The sequence below is a fragment of the Flavobacterium sp. WG21 genome, from assembly GCF_000335775.1.
Lineage (GTDB): Bacteria > Bacteroidota > Bacteroidia > Flavobacteriales > Flavobacteriaceae > Flavobacterium > Flavobacterium tructae.
On sequence record NZ_AMYW01000003.1, the window covers coordinates 19333 to 43975 of the forward strand.

Annotated in this window: 22 protein-coding genes; 13 read left to right on the forward strand and 9 right to left on the reverse strand. The window is 36.6% G+C overall.

All coding sequences use genetic code 11. From position 1 onward, the window contains the following. Window positions 1-128 precede the first annotated feature (128 nt). The 5 genes from C245_RS0103105 (at window position 129) to C245_RS0103130 (ending at window position 6360) form a co-directional block, all read left to right on the forward strand. On the forward strand, window positions 129-1580 hold the full coding sequence (locus C245_RS0103105; protein WP_017495119.1) for a hypothetical protein: 1452 nt from the start codon (window positions 129-131) through the stop codon (window positions 1578-1580). Between the two features lie 94 nt (window positions 1581-1674). Next, a complete protein-coding gene (locus tag C245_RS0103110; RefSeq protein ID WP_017495120.1) occupies window positions 1675-3447 on the forward strand; it encodes a cytochrome-c peroxidase in 1773 nt (590 codons plus the stop codon). 170 nt (window positions 3448-3617) lie between these two features. Then, the gene (locus C245_RS0103115) at window positions 3618-4211 is read left to right on the forward strand and encodes a porin family protein (RefSeq protein ID WP_017495121.1); all 594 of its coding nucleotides are present in this window, start codon (window positions 3618-3620) and stop codon (window positions 4209-4211) included. A 124-nt stretch (window positions 4212-4335) separates the two neighbouring features. After that, window positions 4336-5385, forward strand: a complete 1050-nt coding sequence (locus tag C245_RS0103125) for a sensor histidine kinase (protein WP_017495123.1) — start codon at window positions 4336-4338, stop codon at window positions 5383-5385. Between the two features lie 261 nt (window positions 5386-5646). After that, window positions 5647-6360 carry a LytTR family DNA-binding domain-containing protein gene (locus tag C245_RS0103130; RefSeq protein WP_026109833.1) on the forward strand — a complete coding sequence of 238 codons (714 nt, stop codon included), beginning with the start codon at window positions 5647-5649 and terminating at the stop codon, window positions 6358-6360. A 2-nt stretch (window positions 6361-6362) separates the two neighbouring features. Here the strand turns inward: C245_RS0103130 and C245_RS0103135 are convergent, their stop codons facing one another. Beyond that, window positions 6363-7298, reverse strand: a complete 936-nt coding sequence (locus C245_RS0103135; protein WP_017495125.1) for a DUF6268 family outer membrane beta-barrel protein — start codon at window positions 7296-7298, stop codon at window positions 6363-6365. Between the two features lie 167 nt (window positions 7299-7465). Beyond that, entirely contained in the window at window positions 7466-7969 is a 504-nt protein-coding gene (locus C245_RS0103140) for a hypothetical protein (RefSeq protein ID WP_017495126.1), read from the reverse strand. Window positions 7970-8158: 189 nt separating this feature from the next. Here C245_RS0103140 and C245_RS0103145 point away from each other — a divergent pair, with 189 nt between their 5' ends. The 4 genes from C245_RS0103145 (at window position 8159) to C245_RS0103160 (ending at window position 12585) form a co-directional block, all read left to right on the forward strand. After that, window positions 8159-9544 carry an MATE family efflux transporter gene (locus C245_RS0103145; protein ID WP_017495127.1) on the forward strand — a complete coding sequence of 462 codons (1386 nt, stop codon included), beginning with the start codon at window positions 8159-8161 and terminating at the stop codon, window positions 9542-9544. Between the two features lie 104 nt (window positions 9545-9648). Beyond that, entirely contained in the window at window positions 9649-9876 is a 228-nt protein-coding gene (locus C245_RS0103150) for a hypothetical protein (RefSeq protein ID WP_017495128.1), read from the forward strand. A gap of 60 nt (window positions 9877-9936) precedes the next feature. Next, window positions 9937-11877 carry an LTA synthase family protein gene (locus C245_RS0103155; RefSeq protein ID WP_017495129.1) on the forward strand — a complete coding sequence of 647 codons (1941 nt, stop codon included), beginning with the start codon at window positions 9937-9939 and terminating at the stop codon, window positions 11875-11877. Window positions 11878-12090: 213 nt separating this feature from the next. Then, window positions 12091-12585, forward strand: a complete 495-nt coding sequence (locus C245_RS0103160; protein WP_017495130.1) for a hypothetical protein — start codon at window positions 12091-12093, stop codon at window positions 12583-12585. Between the two features lie 28 nt (window positions 12586-12613). Here the strand turns inward: C245_RS0103160 and meaB are convergent, their stop codons facing one another. The 5 genes from meaB to C245_RS0103185 all read right to left on the reverse strand — a co-directional run bounded on the left by meaB (window position 12614) and on the right by C245_RS0103185 (window position 16266). Continuing rightward, entirely contained in the window at window positions 12614-13705 is a 1092-nt protein-coding gene (meaB, locus tag C245_RS0103165; RefSeq protein WP_017495131.1) for a methylmalonyl Co-A mutase-associated GTPase MeaB, read from the reverse strand. 224 nt (window positions 13706-13929) lie between these two features. Then, entirely contained in the window at window positions 13930-14571 is a 642-nt protein-coding gene (locus C245_RS0103170; RefSeq protein WP_017495132.1) for an NAD(P)-dependent oxidoreductase, read from the reverse strand. A 57-nt stretch (window positions 14572-14628) separates the two neighbouring features. After that, window positions 14629-15036 carry an Rrf2 family transcriptional regulator gene (locus tag C245_RS0103175; RefSeq protein WP_017495133.1) on the reverse strand — a complete coding sequence of 136 codons (408 nt, stop codon included), beginning with the start codon at window positions 15034-15036 and terminating at the stop codon, window positions 14629-14631. 128 nt (window positions 15037-15164) lie between these two features. Further along, window positions 15165-15644 (reverse strand): hypothetical protein, encoded by a 480-nt coding sequence (locus C245_RS0103180; protein ID WP_017495134.1) that lies wholly within the window; start codon window positions 15642-15644, stop codon window positions 15165-15167. A 55-nt stretch (window positions 15645-15699) separates the two neighbouring features. Further along, the gene (locus tag C245_RS0103185) at window positions 15700-16266 is read right to left on the reverse strand and encodes a Crp/Fnr family transcriptional regulator (RefSeq protein ID WP_017495135.1); all 567 of its coding nucleotides are present in this window, start codon (window positions 16264-16266) and stop codon (window positions 15700-15702) included. A gap of 106 nt (window positions 16267-16372) precedes the next feature. Between C245_RS0103185 and C245_RS0103190 the strand changes: the two genes are divergently transcribed. From C245_RS0103190 to C245_RS23560, 4 genes are all read left to right on the forward strand, one after another. Continuing rightward, window positions 16373-17284: an AEC family transporter gene (locus C245_RS0103190; RefSeq protein ID WP_026109835.1), complete on the forward strand. Its 912-nt coding sequence runs from the start codon at window positions 16373-16375 to the stop codon at window positions 17282-17284. A gap of 115 nt (window positions 17285-17399) precedes the next feature. Further along, a complete protein-coding gene (locus tag C245_RS0103195; protein WP_017495137.1) occupies window positions 17400-18038 on the forward strand; it encodes a peroxiredoxin in 639 nt (212 codons plus the stop codon). A 386-nt stretch (window positions 18039-18424) separates the two neighbouring features. Next, complete coding sequence (locus tag C245_RS23555) at window positions 18425-19372, forward strand: hypothetical protein (protein WP_157495770.1); 948 nt, start codon at window positions 18425-18427, stop codon at window positions 19370-19372. Window positions 19373-19381: 9 nt separating this feature from the next. Continuing rightward, on the forward strand, window positions 19382-20545 hold the full coding sequence (locus tag C245_RS23560) for a chitinase (protein WP_017495139.1): 1164 nt from the start codon (window positions 19382-19384) through the stop codon (window positions 20543-20545). Window positions 20546-20630: 85 nt separating this feature from the next. On the opposite strand, the gene C245_RS0103210 is transcribed toward C245_RS23560, so the two are convergent. Beyond that, window positions 20631-22868, reverse strand: a complete 2238-nt coding sequence (locus C245_RS0103210; protein ID WP_017495140.1) for a cation:proton antiporter — start codon at window positions 22866-22868, stop codon at window positions 20631-20633. Window positions 22869-23096: 228 nt separating this feature from the next. After that, the gene (gene purB / locus C245_RS0103215) at window positions 23097-24443 is read right to left on the reverse strand and encodes an adenylosuccinate lyase (protein ID WP_017495141.1); all 1347 of its coding nucleotides are present in this window, start codon (window positions 24441-24443) and stop codon (window positions 23097-23099) included. Window positions 24444-24643 lie beyond the last annotated feature (200 nt).

Sequence of the window (24643 nt, forward strand, 5' to 3'; positions counted from 1 at the left end):
ATGTTAACGTTTTTTTGTTTTATAACGCTTTTTAGGAAAACTGTTGATTTTTTGATAATATCTAAATCATTTTAAGTTAAAGAGCAGTGGGTTACTTTGTAAAAAAATAGAAACCAATTTTTAACTACATGAAAAGAATTATTTTACCCCTAATTATGTTAGGTTCGTTGCTTACATCTTGTAATAACGATTCTAAAGATGAAGCAGAAACAACAAGTGTTGTACTGAAGGATCAATCTGTAACACCAAGTTTAATAAAAGCTCAGACAGGATTTGAAAGTTTGAAAATTTACTCTCTTTTTAGTTCAGATGATGTTTTTGCAGACAGTCCTAAATTTGTTTTTGGAGGTTCTGCTGATGGTTCAGGTCTATTGAAAAATACGGACGGAACTTTTACTTTCTTAGTAAACAACGAAGACAATTTTGCGGTTTCAAGAATTACTTTAGATAAAACATTCAAACCAACAAAGGGAGAATATTTATTAAACTCTAGCGGAGGAACTTGGAGATTATGCGGAGCGACTATGGCTACGCAGGCCGAACACGGTTTTGGACCGCTTTATTTAACTTGTGGAGAGTCCGGAGAAGAATCCCGTACACATGCATTAGATCCGTACGCTAGTGCTGGAGGAGCTTCGGTTTCTAAAGAATTGGCCGGATTTGGACGTTTAAGTGCTGAAAATGCTTTACCATTGCGTTCTACTGCTTACAAAGGAAAAACAGTTGTAGTAATTGGTGATGATGACTCAGGAACTTACGGAGGTCAGGTTTTTATGTATGTATCAAACACAGTTGGTGATTTAAGCGGAGGATCTTTGTATATGCTAAAAAGAAATGACAGCAATCAAAGAGAAAAAGACATGACTGTGGATCAAACGTATCCTGTTTCTTTCGTGAAAATTGACAACCACACTACTTTAACAGGAGCTCAGATCAATGCATCTGTAAATACTTTGAAAGCAATCAAATTTGGTCGTGTTGAAGATTTGGATTACCGCAAAGGAGGTAACAATGCTGACCGTGAATTGTATTTTAACGTAACCGGACAAGATATCACAGGAACGAATGCCGATGCTTCAAGAACGAAATATGGTAGAGTTTACAGATTAAATCTTGATGCTGCCGATCCGTTAAAAGGAACTTTAGAACTGGTTTTAGATGGTGATAACCGCAGTGGAAAAGCTGGAAAATTCCAAAATCCTGATAATATCTGTGTAACCAGTAACTATGTTTACGTTCAGGAAGATGCAAACGGATACGGTGACGAAACACACGATGCTTACATCTATCAATACAATATCGCGACAAAAGAATTGAAAGTGGTATTAGAATTAGATCACCGTCGTACTCAGGCTGATGCTGCCAAATATAACGTAGGTAAATTATCAAAATTCGGAGATTGGGAATACGGTGCTATGATTGATGTATCAGATCAGTTGGGTATTCCGGATACTTTCATGTTAAGCATCCAGCCTCATACCTGGACTGGCGAAAAATATAAAGGAGTTGACGGAGGAACAAATCGTCCGAACGAGCAACAAGCAAGTCAAATTGTAGTGATTAAAGGTTTAGCGAGATAAATTTTTAAAGCATTATAAAACAGTCATCCACTATCTCAGTTTGAGGTAGTGGTTTCTGTTTTTCTGAATATTTCCCTTTTAATTTTTAATACACATGAAAAAAATATACGGTTTGTTTTTCCTGCTGGCATTGGTAGCCTGTCAGAAAAAAGACAAACATCAGGAAGTAAATGAATTGTTTCAGTCTGATATTACTTTACTGATTGAGAAGGTTGCTAAGCTTAAATATTCCGTACAGTCAGATTCTGCCGAAGTACAAATTCAGAGACAATTTCTCGAAGCACATCAAAGTTACAAAAAGGTCGAAATGATAAGCGAGTATTATTCGCCTGCAGTTTCTAAAGCGATCAATGGTCCCGCAATACCCGAATTTGAAGAAAATGATAAAGTGACTGTTCCGCCTGAAGGATTTCAGGTTATTGAAGAGCTGGTTTTTCCTAAATATGACAAAGCGCATAAAAAAGAATTGCTTCAGGAGCTGGGTATCTTGTCGGCTAATTTGGCTCGTTTAGAAAAAGTTTCAAAATCCAATCAATTAACGGATGCGCACGTTTTTGATGCCATGCGATTGGAAGTATATCGAATAGTTACTTTAGGAATAACCGGATTCGATTCGCCTGTGGTATTGAATTCACTTCCTGAAGCTGTGGCAGCTTTAGAAACCATTGAGAAATATTACAAAGTGTATGTCGAAGATAAAACAGTTTCAAATTCGAATCAGGTGCTTGAAATATTGAAGAAAGGACAGCACTATTTAAAAACAAATACCAATTTCAATGCTTTTGACCGGGCGTATTTTATTAAAGAAATTGCCAATCCATTAAACAAAGGGCTATTCAAAACCCGATCAGAATTGGGTATTCCGCTGATGCAAGAGCAAAGAGGACTAAAAACTACGGCACAAACGCTATTCGACTCAGGAGCATTTGATCCCGAGGCATTTTCAGGTTTCCCGGATTATCAAACAACTCCGGAGAAAATTGCATTAGGAAAAAAGCTGTTCAATGATCCGGTTCTGTCGGGCAACAACACTCGCTCCTGTGCTTCGTGTCATCATGCTGATAAAGCTTTTACCGATGGTTTGGAAAGAGCCGTTACATTAGACGGGAAATCGATGCTGCAGCGCAACACGCCGACATTGAATCATATTGCTTTTCAGCGCGTATTTTTTGATGATTCCAGAGTAAGTTATCTCGAAGATCAGGCCATTGCTGTGATTAAAAATGAAAACGAAATGCACGGTTCTCTCGAGAAATCAGCTTTAGTACTTCAGAAGAATCCGAACTATGTAAGAGATTTCAAAAAAGCATTTCCGAAAGGAGCCATCAATGAATTTGAAATCAAGAATGCTTTGGCTTCTTATATTCGGTCATTGAGTCAGTACGATTCGAAGTTTGATGGGTATATGCAAAACAAAGAGAATTTCACCCCTGATGAAAAAGCAGGTTTTAATTTGTTTGCAGGGAAAGCTAAATGTGCGACCTGCCATTTTATACCATTAACCAACGGAACAGTTCCGCCTAATTTTGACCGATCAGAGAGTGAAATATTAGGCGTTCCAAATAAAAGCAAAAAGCTGGACGGAGATTTGGGTAAGTTTGTCATCACGCAGGCGGCTATTCATAAACATTCGTTTAAAACGCCAACGATCCGAAACATTACACTTACCGCTCCCTACATGCACAATGGAGTTTACAACACTCTTGAAGAAGTGATTGACTTTTATAATGAAGGAGGCGGAGTAGGTTTAGGATTCGATGTTCCAAACCAAACCTTACCCGAAGACAAGTTAAACTTATCAGAGTTGGAGAAAAAACAGCTCATTGCCTTCATGAGAACTTTGACTGATAAAAAGTATTTGAAGTAAATAGTGGGGTATCACATCTAAACCCGACAGGTTTTTGAAACCTGTCGGGTTTGTTGCGTAAAACAGCTAAGGAAGTCCGTTAGTCAACACCCAGCTGCCGTTCATCAAACTAATTTTAATAGCGTTTCAGGTTTGTGCTCCTTTGCATCAAATTAATAAACATTATTATCATGAACACGTACAAATTATTATGCTTGACAGTTATTTTTACATTAATCTCTTTTAAATCAAATGCACAATCTCCGCTTCCTATTCATGTTGGAATAAAAGCAGGATCAAATTATTCTGAACTTCCCGTTTCAAAAGGTTCAGATTCAAAGTATGCAGCGGGCTTTTTTGGGGGTGCTATGGCCCGATTTGATTTCAAACGTTTCTTCATTCAAAATGAAATTCTCTACAGTGAGAAGTCTTCTAAAATTGAAAGAACAGCTTCTTTGCCTTCTAAAAATCTAAAATGGAGGAGCCTCGAAATGCCGTTGGTAATTGGTTACAAAATAATTGATCAATCGATGCTCAACGTAAGAGTTTTTGGAGGAGGAGTTTACTCTTATGTGCTGGATGAAAATATTTCCTCGGTGAGTCAATTGAAAACTGCCTATGGAAAATTTAACAAATCCAATATAGGCTATCAGGTTGGAGCAGGAATCGAAATTTCGAAATTTACTCTGGATGTTACGTATCAGGGAGGGTTAAACAACCTAAGTAAGGAGTTTAGCTCGAAGCCAAATTCGTTTAACATTGGGGTTGGTTATTTTATATTTTAAACAGGCTTTTTTGGTTTGGCCTTGTCAGCAGCAAAGAATCTTTTTGGGTTCTTTGCTGTTTGTTTGAAAAATATAGGGTTATTTTTGAACGCGAAGTTTCTCATCAATTTTTTATTCTTTTAGAATGGTTGTAATAAATAAAAACAGACACCGAATATTTTTAGTTTTTTTCTGGTGCTTACTCGGAATAACGATCTGGTCACAGCTGATAGAGGCTTACGGCGTTCGAGCGGCAGCTTCTCAGGCTTTTTTGGTTTTACTGTGTTCAAGTCTTTTGGCACATTTTCTTAGCGATATTGTATTGCCTGTTGCATTGCGTAAAAGAAGAATGGCACTATTTGCAATGCAAAGTGTCATGGTAGTTTTTATACTTTCATTTTGCCTGGCCGTTATCGATGCCATCTTTTCAAATTCGCATACCCGCGCACGATTGTATCCCGACGAAGCAAACATGACGATGATTCAGTTTTTATTTGCACGATTCTTTGGCAGTACCCCTGCAGCTATTTTGATTTGCGGTACTGCCTGCGGACTTCGGTTTTATCAGGAACATAATATAATCGAAAGAAATCATGCTCAGCTGCAACAGGTTCATCTTGAGGCACAAATCAAGATTCTTCAGGATCAGATTAATCCGCATCTTATGTTTAATGTGCTCAATCACATTCACATTTTAATGCAGAGTGATGTAAAACTGGCTTCGGATTTACTGATTCGGTTTTCGGATATTTTGAGGTATCAATTGTACGAATGCAACAAAGAATATGTGCCGCTGCATCTCGAAATAAAATACCTGAAAGACTTAATTGGAGTCGAAGAAACGAGATGGGGCAATGAATTAAAAGTAAAATGTAAATGGAGTATTGAAGATGCCCAGCTTCAGATCGCACCATTGCTTTTAGTCCCTTTAATAGAAAATGCATTCAAGCACGTTTCAAGGCTTCCGGGGCAAAAAGGATATGTGCATTTGGGATGTAAACAAACGGCAAAACAGCTGCATTTTAAGATCGAGAATTCCTATACGGAACAATACAAAACCCCATCAAAGAATCAAGGGCTCGGACTTGAAAATGTCAAAAAAAGACTGGCGATTCAATATCCTGAAAAACACCAGTTAAACATCATTAAAACCGATTCTGATTTTACGGTAATCGTGGTTTTAGATTTGAAGTAAAAGATTTTGCCGTTTCCGATAGCACAATGTCATGAAATTAAAAGATTTTAGATTGAAGATTTAATGATTACAGATTTTTGATGAGGTAATTGTAAGGGGGGAATAGGAGCTATTTTCCTGAATTTCACAGCTCAGAAAACAAAAATCAGCAATCATTTTTGCTATTGGGTTATAATGAAGAACCGTAAAAAAATAAAGAAGAAAAAATCTGCCTGATCTGCAAGATCTGTGGGGAAAAATAAAAAAGTAAAAAAACAAAATATGAAAATGAAATGCCTTGTTATCGACGACGAACCTATTGCAAGAAACGGAATAGTAGATTTTGTTTCTAAAATTGATTTTCTTGAAGTTGCAGGTACCTGTGCGTCCGCATTAGAAGCCACTTCGTACATTCAGGAAAAAGAAGTCGATTTGTTGTTTCTGGATATTAATATGCCGTATCTCACGGGGCTGGAATTTCTGGAATCGCTGGACAATCCGCCTTTGGTTATTTTTACGACAGCTTATTCTGAATATGCCCTTGAAGGATATCGTTTGCAGGTGGTCGATTATTTATTAAAACCCATTACGTTTCAGCGTTTTTATCAGGCTGCTTTAAAAGCAAAACAATGGCATCAGATGCTGGGTGCTCCAAAGCAGCATCAATTAGATCCTTATTTGTATGTGCGTCAGGAGGAAGGATTTCAAAAGATCTCCTGGCTTGATATTCTCTATATCGAGGGAATGCAGAATTATGCAAAGCTCCATTTTAAAGATAAGGTTCTGGTGATTCATCAAACAATGATTTCTTTGGAAGAAACACTCCCTACAGAAATTTTCTTTAGAATCCATAAATCTTTCCTTGTCAATATTACCCATATTGACTCTGTTTCCGGTGGACGATTGTTCATAAAAGGACAAGAACTACCCATTTCAAGAACACGCCGCGAAGCATTACTGAAAGAGGTAGTCTATAAAAACTTATTAAGTCGATGACCCTAGAATTGCCATTTTAGGGCCACAGCTCCGTAAAATGTAGTAGTAAATCTAGGATTAGCCATGTCTTTCTCCTTGAAAATATCCTTAATTTTTCTGTTGGTACTGGAGAAACTGCGTAAAAGTGTCGATCCTGCCGTTGGTTGCAGGGTCCAGTGTTTGCCAAGCTTAATTTCAGGCTGTATGCCGGCAATAATTTGCTGATACCCCAATAGTGATGTTCTGTTATTCACTTTTGTTTCCGCCGTCATTCCGCTTAGTTCGACCACTGCTTTCAAGTCAAGGTTTTCTGAGATTCGATACCCAAATTGCAGACCTTCCGGAAAGGTAATTTTAAAATGCCACGCACCTCTGGATTCCCAGTTGAAATAAATTCCCGGAAGCACCATCGGAACACCAAAACTATTGGTTAGTACAGGTCCCATACCAAATGCCATATTGGGATTGAAATGTTTGATGAAAAACACACCACCCTGTAGCAATACATCATCTTTGTTGATCTCGACCATATCCGTGTAAACCCCCACAGAAGCCATTATCATTAACGACCAGGTTGGTGAGATAGAACGTAAATGTTTGACTCCGATTTGCGCATTCAGCATTTCATTAGGAAAGCCACCTTGAAATTCTAATGGAAGAGACTGAATTTCATAATTCTTGTTTTCCATTTTGGCATAACTACCGTTTGCAAAAAGAGACCAGAGTTTTGGACGGTGGTATTGGTCCATTTCCAGAGAAAGAGGTATTTCAAAAGCAATTTGCGCCCTTTTGAAATTACTTTCAGCACTAGTTTTAGTACTGTCCATTGGACGGACATAGTTGGAGAACGGAACATAATCAACTTTAAGTTCTCCTGCTATTTTTGATTGTGATTGTGCAGCAATACTAGTCAATAAAAAAAGGAAAAGCTGCGATAGATAAAAGATTGTTTTGTTCATGATTTGATTAATTTTTCTGCGAATTACCGCGTTCCAAACCAATCACGAAAAATCATTTGACTACCGGCAGCTATCTTTTGACCAATGGTATAAAAAACACCAAACCCGATAGAATTTAACTTCTACCGGGTTCATACCAAAAACAAAAAATAAATTAAACTTAATCTTTATAAATCAAAACCATAGGCTAAACGTAAAGCAACCTGATTGGTTTTGAATTTATTATAATCTTCATAACGGACACTGATATCAATATATTTGGTAGCATAACCAATTCCCGGTGCCCATAAAAAAGTAGTGTCATTATAGCCGTTTGTGACAGCAAAACCGGCACCTACTTCTCCTAAAACATAAAACTGATCTTCCCAGATAAAAGCTTTAAAACCTGCTTTTGCCGGAATGAATCCAAGATCTTTTGCGTCATTTTTCATAAACAGATTCGTAAAACCTGTTGTTAAGGTTAGCGATGTTTTTTTAGATAAATCGTACTGCAGACGAACATCTCCGCCAAGTGACCATTTATAGTCATTATCCGTCGGGATACCACCATTTAAACCAAAGCCTAATCTAAAACCCTGATCATAATTCTTAACGGTACTGTCCTGAGCGAAAGTGGTATTGGCGTATAAGAAAGCGAAAGCAGCAAGGCATAACATTTTTAAATTTCTCATGACAATCATTTTTGAATTTCTAATAGTGTAAAATTAGTTTCAGGATCTTAACATTCTGTTATATAATTTTTAGGATTTGTTATATAATATCGGTGTCGCTTAAAAAGCACTTAATATTAGCTTATGTTTTTAATCGTAACAAAGAATCCAAAGCTTCTGATTATCTTTGCCGACTAAAAAAGAATCGAAGTGAATTTTAAGCAGTATACCAAAGAGTTTTCATATAATTTAAGATTAGCATACCCCATTATATTAGGAATGGTCGGACACACTCTAATAGGAATTGTCGACAATATAATGGTAGGAAAGTTAGGAAGTACAGAATTGGCAGCCGTTTCGTTAGGAAACAGTTTGATTTTTATCGCCATGTCATTAGGGATTGGTTTCTCTACCGCCATTACACCAATTGTAGCAGAAGGTGATGCCGAAAAAAATGATGGTAAAATTCGTTCCGCGTTTCATCACGGATTGTTTTTATGCATCTTGTTAGGACTATTGCTTTTTGGAGTTATTGTTTTGGCCAAACCGTTAATGGAATTACTAGAGCAGCCTGCCGATGTAATTGCTCTTGCCAAACCGTATCTGGATTGGGTCGCTTTCTCTTTGATTCCGTTAATTGTCTATCAGGGGTACAAACAATTTGCTGACGGTCTTTCACTGACCAAATATTCAATGTATGCCATGGTTATGGCCAATGTGCTGCACGTTGGAATCAACTATATGTTGATCTATGGAATCTGGATTTTTCCAAAAATGGGAATTATCGGAGCAGCATTGGGTACGGTGATTTCAAGAATATTTTTAGTGATGTTCATGCACATCATGCTTTCAAGAAGAAACGATTTGAAACGTTTCTTTAAAAACTTTAGTTTTAATCAAATCAAAAAGGAAACGCTGAAAAAAATAATCAGTATCGGATTTCCATCGGCGATGCAAATGCTTTTTGAAGTGGTTTTGTTTACTGCGTCGATCTGGCTTTGCGGAAACATTGGGAAAACCAGTCAGGCCGCCAATCAAATTGCCTTAAGTCTGGCGTCAATGACCTTTATGTTTGCTATGGGATTAAGTGTAACTTCGATGATTAGAGTAAGCAATCAAAGAGGTTTGATGGACTATAAAAACTTAGTTGTGGTAGCACGTTCGATCTTTTTGCTCGCGATTATCATCGAAACATTCTTTGCGATTCTGTTTGTAGCGTTTCATGATTTCCTGCCTCATATGTTTTTGAATATGGAAAACGGAGGGCAGCTTCTGGATAACAACGAGGTAATCGGTATCGCGTCAAAATTACTTTTAATTGCAGCCGTTTTTCAGATTTCTGATGGAATTCAGGTGGTTGTTCTGGGAGCATTACGTGGATTGCAAGATGTGAAAATCCCGATGTACATTACATTTGTAGCCTATTGGATCGTTGGTTTCCCGATTTCCTATTACCTTGCCGAATATACAGAACTAAAAGCACAGGGAGTTTGGATAGGACTTTTGGCGGGATTAACGACTGCTGCAATATTTCTTTATCTTAGATTTCATTACCTGACTAAAAAATTAATCAAAAATTCAGTTTCAAATACTTAAATTTGGACTGCAAAAGAATCAGTTGCAGTTAAAAAGGATCTTTAAAACACTTTGAAACCGCTGCAATTGGTGAGCCAATACATAAAAATAATAAATCAATACAAATGGAATTACCTAAATTTTTACTCGGAGACAATACTGATTTTCCAGATGATATTTTCATCATTCACCTGGATTATCCAAGATTCATTATCAATTTAAAAGATGATGAGGTAGAATTCATGGAAGAAGCGGAAGATCTTGATGAGGCAGAGTTAAATGCTGAAATGGAAGGTTTAATTGTTTTGGCAAACGAGTTTTACGATCGTGAAATAAACCGTTACGAAGAGTAAAGACGTACAGAGGTGTGTCTTTAGGATGTACCCCAATCTAAAAACATTTAAATATTTCTAATGAAAAAATTAAGTTTTTTAAAACCTATCATTAACTTCATCGCAATCGGATTGCTGATTACCACTTTAAGTCGATTGTTTTTATTTTTTATTTTTAAAGACAGAGTAACAGAAACACCAAATTTCTGGTACATTTTTCCAATCGGACTTCGAATGGATTTGATTTTACTTTGCTATATGTCTTTCCTGCCGGCAGTTTTAGTTACTTTTCTGCCTGATAAAGCATCGAAGTTTACCAATAAATTTCTTGTAGTTTATAGTTTTTTATTGCTGTTTCTGATTCTGTTTGTAGAGTTGGCAACACCCGATTTTGTAAAACAATACGATACACGTCCCAATAAAATTTTCTTAGACTATCTGATCTATCCAAAAGAGGTAGTTGGAATGCTGCTTAAAAGTTATCTGACTTCGATCATTGTGACTTTTTTAATTTTAGGAGTAGTCTTGTATTTTGCCTTCAAAAAAGGAAAAAAATACTTCTACACGAGTAGTTCAGACTATAAGTTTAGATTGATGGTTTTTCCGTTATTGGCTTTTTTATTGTTTTTTGGAGCACGTTCAAGTCTTACCTCAAAACGTCCGATCAATGCCAGTAATGCTGTTTTTTCAACAGATCAGTTGACTAATACTTTAGGGTTGAATTCTTTTTATACCGTTGCTTTTGCGGCGTATTCTATTAAAAACGAAGGAAACACCAAGATGTATGGTAAAATGGAAGAAGCCGAGGCCATTGCCCGTGTTAAAAAATACATGATCGCCGGTCCTAGTGATTTTACAGATGCCGAAATTCCGTTTTTACATGTACAGCAACCGGACACACTTTTAAAGAAACCTTACAATTTAGTTATTTTTCTACAAGAGAGTTTAGGAGCAGAGTACGTTGGAATTTTAGGAGGAAAGCCTTTAACGCCTGAATTTGATAAACTGTCAAAAGAAGGTTTATTGTTTACCAACTTGTATTGTACAGGAACCCGAAGCGTACGTGGAATCGAAGCAGTAGTAACCGGATTTTTACCTTCGCCTTCAGAAAGTGTCGTGAAATTAGGAAACTCGCAGCAAGGATTTTTCACCTTAGCCGATGCCTTGAAACAAAAAGGGTACGAAACCAGTTTTATTTATGGCGGAATGGCGAATTTTGATAATATGGCTTCCTTTTTTAATGGAAATGGATTTCAGGATATCGTAGATCAGGAAGATTTTGAATCAGACGGAAACAAATACGCTTTTAAAGGAACCTGGGGATATTCAGATGAAGATCTGGTAACCAAAGCCAATAATTATTTTAAAGCAAAAGGAGATAAACCATTCTTCTCTTTAATGTTTTCGACTTCCAATCATGAGCCTTTTGAATATCCTGCGGGACGTATCAAACCTTATGATACCAAACCTGCAACGGTTAATAATGCTATGAAATATGCCGATTTCTCGATTGGGAAATTTTTCGAAATGGCTAAAAAAGAGCCTTATTTCAAAAACACCATTTTTATCGTAATCGCGGACCACAATACGAGAACCTACGGTAAAAATTTAGTGCCAATCAATAAATTTCATATTCCGGCTCTGATCATGGGACCAGGAGTTAAAAAAGGAACTGTTTACAGTAAATTGGCAAGTCAGATTGATATTCCGCCAACCTTATTAAGCTATTTGGGATTACCGTTTGAAACTCCGATGGTAGGAAGAAATCTAAACAAATTAGACCCAAAAACGCAGGGAAGATCAATTATGCAGTTCAATGATATCAATGCTTTCAGAGTCGAGAACCAGGTGGTAATTATGCAGCCTAATTTGAAACCCTTACAGTTTGAAATCAAAAACGACACCACTTTAATTCCTGTTAAATTAAATGAAGACTTAGCAAAAGATGCTTTGGCACATGTTATTACAGCAGGAAATTTATATAAAGAAAATAAATATAAACTTAGGGATAAGAAAAAGTAATTTTCAGTTTATTGTAAATAAAAAGCTGCTAAGTACAGAAGTACTTGGCAGCTTTTTTTTGTTAAAATTGAAAAAAAGGGGTAACAAAAAATAATTTAATTGATTTATACTAAACCAAAAGGCGTAACCTGAAAAGCCTGTGATAGAGTAAGGACAATTAAATTTATTTATTATGAAAAAATTACCAAAAAAAAATCTGAAGTATTAAAAGTAATGTTAGTTTTTGTGTCCGCCGCTTTTTTTATAAGCTGCAACAATGAATCTGTTGAAGATCAAAATACTCAATTATCCAACACTGAGCAGCAAAATCAACCCGATACTAAGCGGGTGTATTACACTTACCCAATCGTTGTACGAGCTTGGGGGGCACATAATGTTGACTGCAGTCAGCCAGAAGGGTTTTGTAATTTTACTATTTACGACACGTACAGAAATTATAACTTTTTTAAGCCACACCCTGATGGAACACCGGTACGTGTTACCAATGATAAAGGAAATTTTGTTATGGAAATTCAAAAAAGTGCTTTAACCCCAGAACATAAAAAAGTATTATTGCGAAATGGAGAAGTTTATGTAATACCTGAAGGACAGACTATAGATTCGGAATTAGTTAAATCTTTAAAATTCAATTCAGATATTTTAGTTCCCGGTAAATACCTTATTCAAGAAAGTGAAGCGACTTATACAATTTCAATTAATGTGAAGTAAATGAAATATTAAAAAAAGCTTTAAGAAATTAGAAGCTGTTTTTATACTCATTTAACAAGAATTGAGCGGCTGCAAAAGGTGATATTTCATCATTTTGCACCGCTTTTTTGATTTGTACCAATTGCCCAATAATCTCAGGATGATTGTAAAAGTTTGATTTCAAATGTTCATCAATGGTTTCCATCATCCAGAACTGATTTTGCTCTTTTCGTCTTTCCTGAAAGAAGCCGGTTGAACTGGTCGTTTCCGTATAATCAGAAATGGTATTCCAGATTTCAGAAATGCCCTCTTTGGTAATGGCACTACAGGTAGTAACTTTTGGCTGCCAATTCGATTTTTTGGGAGGAAACAAATGCAAAGCCCTGTTGAATTCCAGTTTGGCTTGATTGGCTTTTTTAATGTTGTCGCCATCTGCTTTGTTGATTACGATAGCATCAGCCATTTCCATAATACCGCGTTTGATACCCTGAAGTTCGTCTCCTGCACCTGAAATTTTGAGTAGTAAAAAAAAGTCCACCATGCTGTGAACGGCAGTTTCACTTTGTCCTACACCAACTGTTTCTATAACAATCGTGTCAAAACCTGCGGCTTCACATAAAATAATCGATTCCCTTGTTTTACGAGCTACACCGCCTAAAGTATCTCCGGAAGCGCTTGGTCTGATGAAAGCATTTTCGTCTTTTACAAGTTCTTCCATTCGGGTTTTATCACCTAAAATACTGCCGTGTGAAATAGAGCTGCTGGGATCAACTGCCAGAACGGCTACTTTTTTTCCCAATTGAGTCAGGTAGCTGCCGAAAGTTTCAATAAAAGTACTTTTTCCAACACCGGGAACTCCAGTGATTCCAATTCGGATCGATTGATTGGCATGTGGCAGACAACCTTTTATAACCTCGTTTGCTTTTGCGGTATGTTCGGGATTGGTACTTTCAACCAGTGTGATAGCACGACTCAGAGCCGTGATATTTCCGGTTAGAATACCATCAATTAACTCCCTTGAAGAGGGTTGTTGTCTTCTGTTTTTTTTAATTTGCTGAATAGCAGAGATATTGGTGATTTCTGGAGGAGAAATTCCGGCTTTTTCGTGTAAACTGCTTGATCGTTTTTTTGAACCTGACAAAGTATACTTTTTGGTAGTGTAAAAGTACAGAAAACAAAAACAGTTTCAAAAAGGATTTTTTTTTAGCTGCAAAGGTTCAAAGGTACAAAGGTACAAAGGTACAAAGGTACAAAGGTACAAAGGTACAAAGGTACAAAGGTACAAAGGTACAAAGGTACAAAGGTACAAGGAGGAAAAACCTTTGCGACTTTGCCTCTTTGTACCTCTGTCCCTTAAATAATGTCTTAATAAGCCGCTGTAAAACGAACTTGGTGATGTTTCGGAGTTTCCGCTTCGTCAGCGATAACGACTGCCAGATCTTCTACGGATAGAATACTTCTTTGGTCGTCATTAAAAACCGGATTTTCTAAACCTAAGCGGTATTTTCCGGTTCGTCCGGTGGTAATTCCCTGATGCATTTCAAAAGCAGGACTAAAGAAAGCCCAATCCAGTTCTTTTTCTTCTTTTAAAATATTCAAAAAATCTCTTGCTGCTGTGGCTCCTGCATGGTATTCTTTTGGAAAATCAGGTGTGTCAACTGCCTGTAGGCCCGGAGCAACAAACAAACTTCCCGCTCCTCCGATAGTAATAAAACGTTTTACCCCCGATTTTTTCACCGCTTCCTGAATGGCTTTTGATCCGGCAATAAAATCATCATAGATATTTGGATTGGTCCATCCTGAATTGTAAGCATTGATAACGATATCATTTCCTTTCAAAATTTCAGACAAAGCTTCTACATTAAAAATGTCTGCACTTTTCCACGTTGCATTTGAGCTGTCTTTTGGGGTTCTTGCAATAGCCGTAAGGTCATGATTTCTGTTAGCCAGTTCGTTTAAGATTGCGGTACCTACAAATCCGGTTGCTCCAATAATTGCGATTTTCATAATATATAAATTTAATTAGTAATAAAAAATGTTACAGTTTTGTGTAAAAAAATAGTTTTAGAATTGATTAGAAAAATCTTCCAGGGAGACTCCATCTAATTGTAAACTAACTTTTTGATTCATTTCAGCATACAAAGAGCTCAAATTTTGATTGATTTTTTTTCCAACCGGACAATCCGGATTAGGCTGATTTTTGGCATAACCCAGATTGATCGTTTCAAAAGTCATTTCAAATATTTCTTTCAATGTAATTTTCGAAGGATCAACCGCCAGTCTTGTACCGCCGTTTTTACCTTCTTTACTTTCAACAACATGATGTGCTTTTAAATTGGCAATTTCTTTTCGCACCAAAACCGGATTCAGATTAATACTTCCTGCAATAAATTCCGACGACAAAAAATCGTTCGGGAATTTAGTGAGCAAGGTTAAAATGTGAATCGTTATGGCAAACTTACCTGAAATCATACTGTAATAAAATATGTTACAAATGTATGGTGTTTTTTGAAACAAAAAAAAGTTTTAACTAAAAATTAATTCTATTCCGAAACTATCCTGCAAAGAAGTTCGGGTTAAAGTGACACAAAATGCAAGGTTTAGTAAGTTGTAACCCCTTTAAAGCCAGATTGTTTTTTGATGGAAGAGAAGTATACCCAGCTAATAAACAAAAGTTGCAGCGGTACTCTGAACCATAAGTAAGAAATGCCTTTTCCGCTATAATTGGCTGCTTGTAAATTGATACTGTGCGCGGTAGCATAGATATTGGCGGGAAGTAAAACGATAAAAAACACGATCAGCAATTTAGCGGTAAGCACTCTCGTTTTTGGAATCAATAAGCCCACTGCTGCCATGAGTTCTATAATTCCCGTTGCATAAACAATTGCTGTCGGCCAGGGCAAAAAAGAGACCATCATCGCCATTCCCTTGGTAAATACAAAATGACTTACGGCAGTAAAGACAAGCATGACAGCCATGGCAATTCTGGCTGATTGAAAGATTTCAATTTTTTTAGAGATTAGCTTTATAAAAAGCAACGTAAGGACAAAAACACCTACTAACACAATTAAAGTTTCCATATCTTTTTTTTAAACAAAGTTGCGCAGTAAAGCGATTGAAAACAATGAACCTGGGTTAATAAATGCGTTTTCTGATTCTGCTCAAAGCTTGTGGAGTGATGCCAATATAAGAGGCGAGATATTTTTGAGGAATCCTTTGTATGAGCTGTGGCTGTTCTGTAAACAGATTCAGATAACGCTGCTCGGCGGATTCGTTCAGCAGTGAAAGTTCTCTTTTTGTTTTTTTAAGAAACAATCCTTCACTGGCAAAGCGTCCGATGGTATTGCCAATCTTAGTTTCGGTATAAATATCCTGAAGATCTTCGTAAGATATACGCCAAAGAACGGTTTCTGCGAGGGTTTCAATCGTATAAGTGACAGGTAGTCTTGTGATAAACGAATCATAACCACTCGTAAATTCGCCATCGAATACAAAAGTAAAAGTACGGTCGTGATCCTCACCGGGAATGTAATATCTTACCAATCCTTTTTCGACAAAAGAAAGATAATTTTCAATGGTACCCGCTTTAAGTATTGGGGTTTTCTTTGGAAATTCTTCCCGGATGAGCTTAGATGAAAAAGTATTCCATTCGGCATCTGAAAGTTTCGCCATTCGTTCAAAATTGTCTCTTATCGATTGCATTTGTTTTTGAAATTAGATCTTAAAAGTAGCAAAAAAAGAAGAGAAGCAATCTGATTTGTGTGATGCATCCCATAATAAATGTCTATTTTTGTGACTACTAAATGATATGAGCAACTTTATTCAAATATTTCTATTTCTTGCACTGGGTTTACTTTTACAACGTATAAAGCAATTTCCAACTCATCTTTATAAGGTTTTAAATAAGGTCGTCCTTTACGTCTGCCTGCCCGCAATTACTTTGTATCATATTCCGAAAATAAAATGGAGCAATGAATTACTGTTCCCCATACTGTCGGGCTGGATTGGTTTTCTACTGGCTCTTGTATTTTTTCATTTTCTCGGAAGAAGATTAGGCTGGTCAAACAAATTGATTGGCTGCCTGATTTTAACAGCGGGACTGTGTAATTCTTCTTTTTTAGGTTACCCTATAATTGAGGCTCTGTTTGGTAAAAAAGGCTTAGAAACTGCAATTCTTGTAGACCAGCCGGGGACTTTTGTAGTGGTTTCTACACTTGGCGTTTTTGTAGCAGCTTTTTATTCTAAAGGAAGTGCGGATGCTCTAAGTATTTTAAAAAAGATCATCTTATTCCCTCCGTTTATTACTTTTTTAGTGGCTTGTTTGCTGAATGTTCTTCAATACGATTTACATACAAATATTCAGTCCGTTTTGGTCAAAGTAGGAAGCCTTGTAACTCCTTTGGCCTTACTTTCGGTTGGATTACAGCTTACTTTTGACAGAAAAAGCCAGCATTGGCAATTTTTGCGCCTCGGACTTTTCTTTCGGCTTGTAGTAGTTCCGTTGGTTATTTTGGTTGTATACGTTTTTATTTTAAAGCAGCATTCTGAAGCCATTAAAATAACCATTATGGAAATGGCCATGGCTCCCATGATTACAGGTGCGATCTTAGCTTCGACTTATGGATTGAAACCGAGATTGAGCAGTATGATGATTGGTTTTGGAATCCCGATTTCATTTATTACCCTTACGATTTGGTATTGGATTCTGAGTTTAATTTAGTTTTAAATACTAATTAGATAGAGAATGTAGAACTTTAACTTTTTTTTAGTAAAATCGGTGTTTTCTTTGTGCTTTTTTTTGTACTAATTTTAGAGAAACTAAAAAATATATTATTATGTCAACATTAAGATTAGGAGATATTGCTCCGGATTTTCATGCAGAAACAACCGAAGGACCCGTTAAATTTCATGAATGGTTAGGTGATTCCTGGGGTGTTTTATTTTCTCATCCTTCAGATTTTACTCCGGTTTGTACTACTGAATTGGGAACAGTTGCGAATTACCTTCCGGAATTTACCAAAAGAAATACAAAAGTTATCGCGTTAAGTGTAGATGGTTTAGACTCCCATTTAGAGTGGATCAAGGACATTAACGAAACTCAGAATACAACAGTTAATTTTCCAATTATTGCAGACGAGGATAAAAGAATTGCGACTTTATACGATATGCTGCATCCAAATGCAAGTGATAAATTTACGGTGCGTTCTGTGTTTGTAGTGGGTGCCGATAAAAAGATCAAACTTACTTTAACCTATCCGGCTTCTACAGGAAGAAATTTTGACGAGTTACTCCGTGTTATAGACAGTTTGCAATTAACAGCCAACTATAGTGTAGCTACTCCCGCCAACTGGAAAGACGGAGAAGATGTAGTGATTACACCGGCTGTTCCGGATAGTGATATTCCTGCGAAATTTCCAAAAGGATATACACCAATAAAACCTTATTTGCGTATTACACCGCAGCCTAATAAGTAAGGGACTGAGTTTTTTTAGTCATTGCGATTTAATAAAGATTCCGAGTTTTTAAGAGTTTTTTCTTAAAGGTTCGGAATCTTTATTTTTTCCAGATTCAGGAGTCGGATAATAATTTTGGGATTATACTGTTTAAAGTAGACAGAAAAAGTGATTAGTTGTCCGCTTATGAAACAAAAGCTACCAACTATTGAATTGTTTTTCACAATAAAAGATTTGTATTGTAAGTTCGCTGCATGAATGCTTAAGTAAGGGATTCTTGGTATTGGCCACGATTGAAATCCGAATTGCTCCAAAAGGTTTGGACCTAATTTTCAGTTTGCTAAAGTCGATACTAAAAGCAACTTCTTTATGGTATTCAAAAAAAGGTAACTAAACCCCAGAATAATATGATTTCTAAAACAAACTTAAGTACGATCGGTTCGCTCGTAACTATGTTATTTCTTTTCAATAGCTGTGATAAGGGAGATAGTCCGGTTGATTCTGAATCAAAGACACCTGAGACTACAAATCCCAAGACACAGACACCTCCACCAGCTGTTACCACGAACCTGAATATAGAATCCTCCAATACGTTTGGAGTTTTAAAATTATCACAAGACGATTTTAATTACTGGAACAGCCACACTATTAATGAAACAGCCACGGTAGAAAAACTTAAAACGCTTTGTAAAACTGAAATTTATCCGGTTTTGAAAGATGATTTTGATTTTATTGTGATCGTATTGAATAATGCAACAAGTACTCCTCCTACAGGAATGCCTTATGGTATTTATCAAAGTGTAAAAAATGATACGCAGGGTATCGGACTTAGTTTGTTTGACAGTACAAAAGATTATGGTTCTGCGGGTAAACTGCAAGGAGTTTATTTTCTTTACCTAAACAATATCCAGGGCGGACCTATTTTACATGAGATGTTTCACAGATGGGGCAATTATGCTGTTCCGCAAGATTATGTATACCATTGGGATAAAGTAAAAGGGATACTTAGCGGAGTATCCAATAACATTGCCGATATTGAATTGTATCTTGCAGGAGCGATTCCTGCTTCAGAGATTAAAGATGCCGAGAGTCTGGCTATTTATAATGATCCCCGTTTTACCAATAAAACAAGGATTCCGAACAGTACGAATTCGCAAAAAAGTTTTAAATCGCTTTTGGTAGTCATGAATCCTACCACTCTGAGTGATACCGAAATAAAATCATACAAAGATCAAATTGCTAATGTCACCCGTACACCTGCACAAGGAGTCACTACAGGCTATCAGAATTTGTATAATAAAAGTAGGGGATTGCTAACGTTAACTATCGGTAATTTGGATAAATCCAAAAAATAAAATTGCATTATGACTAAAAAATACAATACGAATTGTAAAGGCGATGTTACTAAAAAACAAACCTTATTAATGAGGTTTACGCCACTTGTTTTCTTACTTGTTTTATTTTGTTTCTTTTCAGTACTATTTTCTTGTAGTCATGATAATTTGGAAGAAAAGAAGGATCCTACGACAGAAAATCCTAAACCTGATGAAGAACCTAAAAATCCGGACACTCCAAGTACCCCAGAGAATAATGCAGGGCTAAAAGACCTTATAAGCAAAGAGCAATTTCTGGTATTGTTCCCTTATCGTTATGGAGCAGAGCAGAGCAATAACTGGATAGTGAATCCTTCAAAAGATTTTTATACCTACGATGCGTTGATGAAAGCAGTTGATCTTATGGCAGACCTAAAAGTTGTTATCGAAAGAAAAGGATGGTTTCAGAAAATAACCCGTATTAAAAAATCGACTAATGAGACAAAAGTGATTAAAGAAGATGCTGATTTCAGTGCTTCCTGGAACAATAATACAGTAGTTAGACAAGAAGTTGATTATGCAGATTTTATAAGTATTGGTTCTTTGGAAGTACGAAAAAGAGAACTAGCCGCTTTTCTTGCTAATATATCTCATGAAACTACGGGTGGCTGGCCAACGGCACCAGGAGGAGCCTATTCATGGGGCTTATACTTTCGCGAAGAGGTAGGGTATGACGAAAATAGCACGACAGGTTACAGAGAGGAGAATAACGTGGATTATCCTCCAGTGGCAAAGAAATCCTACCACGGCCGAGGGCCGATACAGTTGAGTTGGAATTATAATTATGGACAGATAAGTGAATTTTTATATGGAGATAAAAACGTACTGCTTAAAAATCCTGAAAATGTCGTCAAAGATGCGGCTTTGGCGTTCCAGACTGCCATATGGTTTTGGATGACACCACAGGCTCCTAAACCTTCCTGTCATGCTGTAATGGTGGGTCAGTGGCTGCCTACCCAACAGGATATTAATGAAGGACGTAAACCTGGTTTTGGAGCGACGATTAATATTATCAATGGTGCTTTAGAATGTAATAAAGCAGACAGTGATAAAACACAATCAAGAAGAGGTTTTTATCAAAGATATTTAACTGTTCTCAACACCAGCGACCCTAATTGCGAATGTCAATGTGATAAAATGCAACCGTTTAAATAAGGTATTACTATAAAAAAGCTCCATACATTTTTTTTGTATGGAGCTTTTTTTTCTTAGCATCTTAGGACCTTAGTATCTCAGCGCCTTAGTAACTTTTGACCAATTCGGCCATTTTCTTTTTATCTCCTACAACCCAAAGAATATCATTTTTTTCTAAGATTAAACTTGATTCCGGATTCAGAATCCTATTTCCATTTCGCTCAATTCCAACCACCATACCATTGGTTTTTGTACGGAATTGACCAATGCTTTTTTGTACAAAGTCTTCCTGAGAAACTTCAAATTGACGTAAAACAATATCCGTTTCTGCTACTTTTGTCGGAGCCTCGATTTCATTTTGATTGAGGTATTTATTGAATTCCGTAACCTGAGCATCGGTACCAATAACACAAATTTCATCACCGGGGAACAGACGTTCATTTTTAGTTGGAATTGGAATTGTGATATCTCCTCGTTTGATGTAGGCAATATTAATTCCCATTGATTCACGAATACGCAGTTCTTCTAAAGTTTTCCCCACTAAATTGGATTCTGTCCCAATATCAAAAAAAGACATGTGACCGTCCCATGGCATTAAATTAGCGTAACGTCTATCGATTTTTTTGTTTTCGCGATCATTTAAATTTTTAAGAAAATGACTTTCAATTTTATGGTATTGTTCGTTTAGTTTTTTAGGGAATATTTGATAGACCACAATGGCAACAACCAAAGCAATAAAGGCAACTAAAGGAGAGAAGAAGATATTTAGTAAAAATCCGATTAAGAACAATCCGAGACTCATTCTAATCAGGATCAGCATCAATATTGCACCACGGTATTTACGTTCTTCCCATAAAGAATCGACTTCTTCTACTGCCACTCTTCGAAGGGAGAGTGCCCATAAGAACGGCGCAATAATTATCAGAGTGATAAGAGCCGCCAATGTATTTCCGAATCTTGTTTCGGCAACAAGGGGCGCAACAAATTTTACCGATAATAAAATAATTGCTGTAATAATAATAGTATGCAGAACGATTTGAATGATATAAGCATTAAGCACTTTTTGCCAAACACTGACTGATTTTATCGCCTGTGCATTGACACTGTAACGATTGATGTTTTTAACCCATCTTTTAGGAAGTTTTCGTTCCAGAAAATCAGAAAATGGCACTGCATATTTGACCATAAACGGAGTTGTAAAAGTAGTAATGGCGGAAACAGCAACCACTACCGGATATAAAAAGGAGCTGGTTACATTTAGTGTCATTCCCAATGTAGCAATGATAAACGAAAACTCCCCGATTTGAGATAAACTCATCCCTGTTTGTACAGATTGTTTTAAAGGTTGTCCGGCCAGTAATGCACCAATAGTCGAACTGACAGACTGACCTATGATGGTTACCAAAGTTAAAATAGCGACAGGCAGTGCATGTGTATATAACATTTTAGGATCGATAAGCATTCCAACGGATACAAAGAAAATAGCTCCAAATAAATCTTTTATGGGTTTTATAAGATGCTCGATGTGTTCTGCCTGAGTAGTTTCGGCAATGATAGATCCCATGATAAAAGCACCCAGAGCAGGTGAGAAACCAACATTTGCGGCAAAACTTACCATTGTTAAACAAAGGGCAAGCGAAATAATCAGCAACATTTCGTCCGTTAGTAAATGTTTGGCTTTTTTAAGTAAGGTTGGAATAAAAAAGATTCCGCCCAGAAACCAGACGGTCAGGAAGAAAATTAGTTTTAGCACAGACATCATCAGTTCACTTCCTGAAAATTGCTGACTTACTGCAATGGTCGAAAGTAACACCATCATCAAAATAGCAACAAGATCCTGCACAATTAAAGACCCGATTACAATTCCGGCAAATTTTTGAGCTTTTACGCCTAGTTCATCAAAGGTTTTCAGGATAATGGTTGTCGAAGAAATAGAGAGGATAACACCTAAGAAGATACTGTCCATTTGTTCCCAGCCCATCCAGCGCCCGACCATATAACCCATGACGACCATCGTTATAATTTGGGTAATAGCCGTTATAGAAGCGGTTCCGCCAACTTTCATTAGCTTTTTAAAACTAAATTCAAGACCTAGACTAAATAGTAAAACGATTACACCAATTTCTGCCCAAACTTCAACACTTTTCATTTCGGTAATGGTAGGAAAGAAATCAAAATGATTTCCGGCCAAAAAACCCGCAATTAAATATCCTAAAACCAGAGGCTGCTTGATTAGTCTAAATAACAGAACAGCAATACCTGCAGTCAGCAGGATGAGACCTAAGTCGCTAATTAGAGGTTGTAGGTGGTGGGTAGATGCGGTGGCGGCGTTTAATGCGATCATAGAGTAGTGTTTTTTGTTAAGAAAATCATCCGGCTTTTTGTTTCAGTGTTTTGCTAAAAAAGATACGGCGTTTGAAAATAACAGTTTTTCATGGCAAATAAATTCACTGAACTCCTTTGAAAAATAAAAGTGGAGTGAATCAGCAGGACTAATTTTTTTAATACAATTTGTAAATAAAAAAGCTATCGATAAAGATAGCTTTTTTTGAGAAAATATTTTAGGTTTTCTTTAAATTCCCACATAATTACTAGGAGTAATGGCTAATAATTCGGCTCTGACAGCATCAGAAACTTCTAAAGTAGCAATAAAATTATGAATGGCATTTTTGTCAATTGCTTCATTTGTTCTGGTTAAACCTTTCAAGGCTTCATACGGATTTGGATAAGCCTCACGACGAAGGATTGTTTGAATTGCTTCGGCTACAACAGCCCAGTTTTTCTCTAAATCTTCAGCAAATTTAGCTTCATTCAGCAATAGTTTGTTTAAACCTTTTAAAGAAGCCTCAAAAGCAATAATGGTATGTCCCATTGGAACTCCGATATTACGTAAAACGGTGCTGTCTGTTAAATCACGCTGCAATCTCGAAACCGGTAATTTTGCGGCTAAATGCTCAAAAATAGCATTCGCAATTCCTAAGTTTCCTTCTGAATTTTCGAAATCAATTGGGTTTACTTTATGTGGCATAGCAGAGGAACCAATTTCTCCTGCTTTGATTTTTTGTTTGAAATAATCCATCGAAACATACGTCCAGATATCACGATCTAAATCGATGATGATCGTATTGATTCTTTTTAAAGCATCGAAAAATGCAGCAAAATGGTCATAATGTTCGATTTGAGTGGTAGGGAAGGAGTGGTGTAAGCCAAGATCCGTTTCTACAAATTTATTACCAAACTGTTTCCAGTCGATCTGTGGGTAAGCTACATGATGTGCGTTGTAATTTCCGGTTGCACCACCAAATTTAGCAGCAAACGGAATATTAAATAACAAACGCATTTGTTCTTCTAAACGCTCTACAAAAACTAAAATTTCTTTTCCTAAACGAGTAGGTGAAGCAGGCTGTCCGTGTGTGCGTGCCAACATTGGAATAGCGGCCCATTCTACGCTTAGTTCTTTCAATTTAGAAATTAAAGCAATTAACGAAGGCATATATACCTGCTCAAACGCTTCTTTTGTTGAAAGAGGAATAGCAGTGTTGTTGATATCCTGAGAAGTTAATCCGAAGTGAATGAATTCTTTGTATTGAGATAAACCCAGTTTTTCGAAAGCATCTTTGATAAAGTATTCTACGGCTTTTACATCGTGATTGGTTACTTTTTCAGTTTCTTTAATCCAAAGAGCATCTTCAGTAGAGAAATTTTTATAGATGTTTCTTAAACTTTCAAACAGATCAGGATTCACGTCTGAAAGCTGTGGCAAAGGTACCTCACATAAAGCGATGAAATATTCAATTTCAACCAGTACACGGTATTTGATTAGAGCTTCTTCAGAGAAAAATGGTGCTAATGAAAGGGTTTTATTTCTATATCTTCCGTCAATTGGAGATATAGCATTCAATTCGTTTAAAGTAGTCATTGTTATGTTGTTTGTTCGAAAGGCACAAATATAAACAGAATTTGTGGATAAAAAAGAGTTAAAAGTTAGATGTTGGATGTAAGATGTTACTCTTTGCTCTTTACTCTTTATTCTTTACTCTTTATTCTTTACTCTTTACTCTTTACTCTTTGTTCTTTGTTCTTTCTTCTTTCTTCTTTGCTCTTTCTTCTATTGACTAA

What these genes read in the sequence shown, in the direction of transcription:
- C245_RS0103105 (WP_017495119.1), top strand. Translation starts at nt 129, where the DNA reads ATGAAAAGAATTATTTTACCCCTAATTATGTTAGGTTCGTTGCTTACA.
- C245_RS0103110 (WP_017495120.1), top strand. Translation starts at nt 1,675, where the DNA reads ATGAAAAAAATATACGGTTTGTTTTTCCTGCTGGCATTGGTAGCCTGT.
- C245_RS0103115 (WP_017495121.1), top strand. Translation starts at nt 3,618, where the DNA reads ATGAACACGTACAAATTATTATGCTTGACAGTTATTTTTACATTAATC.
- C245_RS0103125 (WP_017495123.1), top strand. Translation starts at nt 4,336, where the DNA reads ATGGTTGTAATAAATAAAAACAGACACCGAATATTTTTAGTTTTTTTC.
- C245_RS0103130 (WP_026109833.1), top strand. Translation starts at nt 5,647, where the DNA reads ATGAAAATGAAATGCCTTGTTATCGACGACGAACCTATTGCAAGAAAC.
- C245_RS0103135 (WP_017495125.1), bottom strand. Translation starts at nt 7,298, where the DNA reads ATGAACAAAACAATCTTTTATCTATCGCAGCTTTTCCTTTTTTTATTG.
- C245_RS0103140 (WP_017495126.1), bottom strand. Translation starts at nt 7,969, where the DNA reads ATGAGAAATTTAAAAATGTTATGCCTTGCTGCTTTCGCTTTCTTATAC.
- C245_RS0103150 (WP_017495128.1), top strand. Translation starts at nt 9,649, where the DNA reads ATGGAATTACCTAAATTTTTACTCGGAGACAATACTGATTTTCCAGAT.
- C245_RS0103155 (WP_017495129.1), top strand. Translation starts at nt 9,937, where the DNA reads ATGAAAAAATTAAGTTTTTTAAAACCTATCATTAACTTCATCGCAATC.
- C245_RS0103160 (WP_017495130.1), top strand. Translation starts at nt 12,091, where the DNA reads ATGTTAGTTTTTGTGTCCGCCGCTTTTTTTATAAGCTGCAACAATGAA.
- C245_RS0103170 (WP_017495132.1), bottom strand. Translation starts at nt 14,571, where the DNA reads ATGAAAATCGCAATTATTGGAGCAACCGGATTTGTAGGTACCGCAATC.
- C245_RS0103175 (WP_017495133.1), bottom strand. Translation starts at nt 15,036, where the DNA reads ATGATTTCAGGTAAGTTTGCCATAACGATTCACATTTTAACCTTGCTC.
- C245_RS0103180 (WP_017495134.1), bottom strand. Translation starts at nt 15,644, where the DNA reads ATGGAAACTTTAATTGTGTTAGTAGGTGTTTTTGTCCTTACGTTGCTT.
- C245_RS0103185 (WP_017495135.1), bottom strand. Translation starts at nt 16,266, where the DNA reads ATGCAATCGATAAGAGACAATTTTGAACGAATGGCGAAACTTTCAGAT.
- C245_RS0103190 (WP_026109835.1), top strand. Translation starts at nt 16,373, where the DNA reads ATGAGCAACTTTATTCAAATATTTCTATTTCTTGCACTGGGTTTACTT.
- C245_RS0103195 (WP_017495137.1), top strand. Translation starts at nt 17,400, where the DNA reads ATGTCAACATTAAGATTAGGAGATATTGCTCCGGATTTTCATGCAGAA.
- C245_RS23555 (WP_157495770.1), top strand. Translation starts at nt 18,425, where the DNA reads ATGATTTCTAAAACAAACTTAAGTACGATCGGTTCGCTCGTAACTATG.
- C245_RS23560 (WP_017495139.1), top strand. Translation starts at nt 19,382, where the DNA reads ATGACTAAAAAATACAATACGAATTGTAAAGGCGATGTTACTAAAAAA.
- C245_RS0103210 (WP_017495140.1), bottom strand. Translation starts at nt 22,868, where the DNA reads ATGATCGCATTAAACGCCGCCACCGCATCTACCCACCACCTACAACCT.
- purB (WP_017495141.1), bottom strand. Translation starts at nt 24,443, where the DNA reads ATGACTACTTTAAACGAATTGAATGCTATATCTCCAATTGACGGAAGA.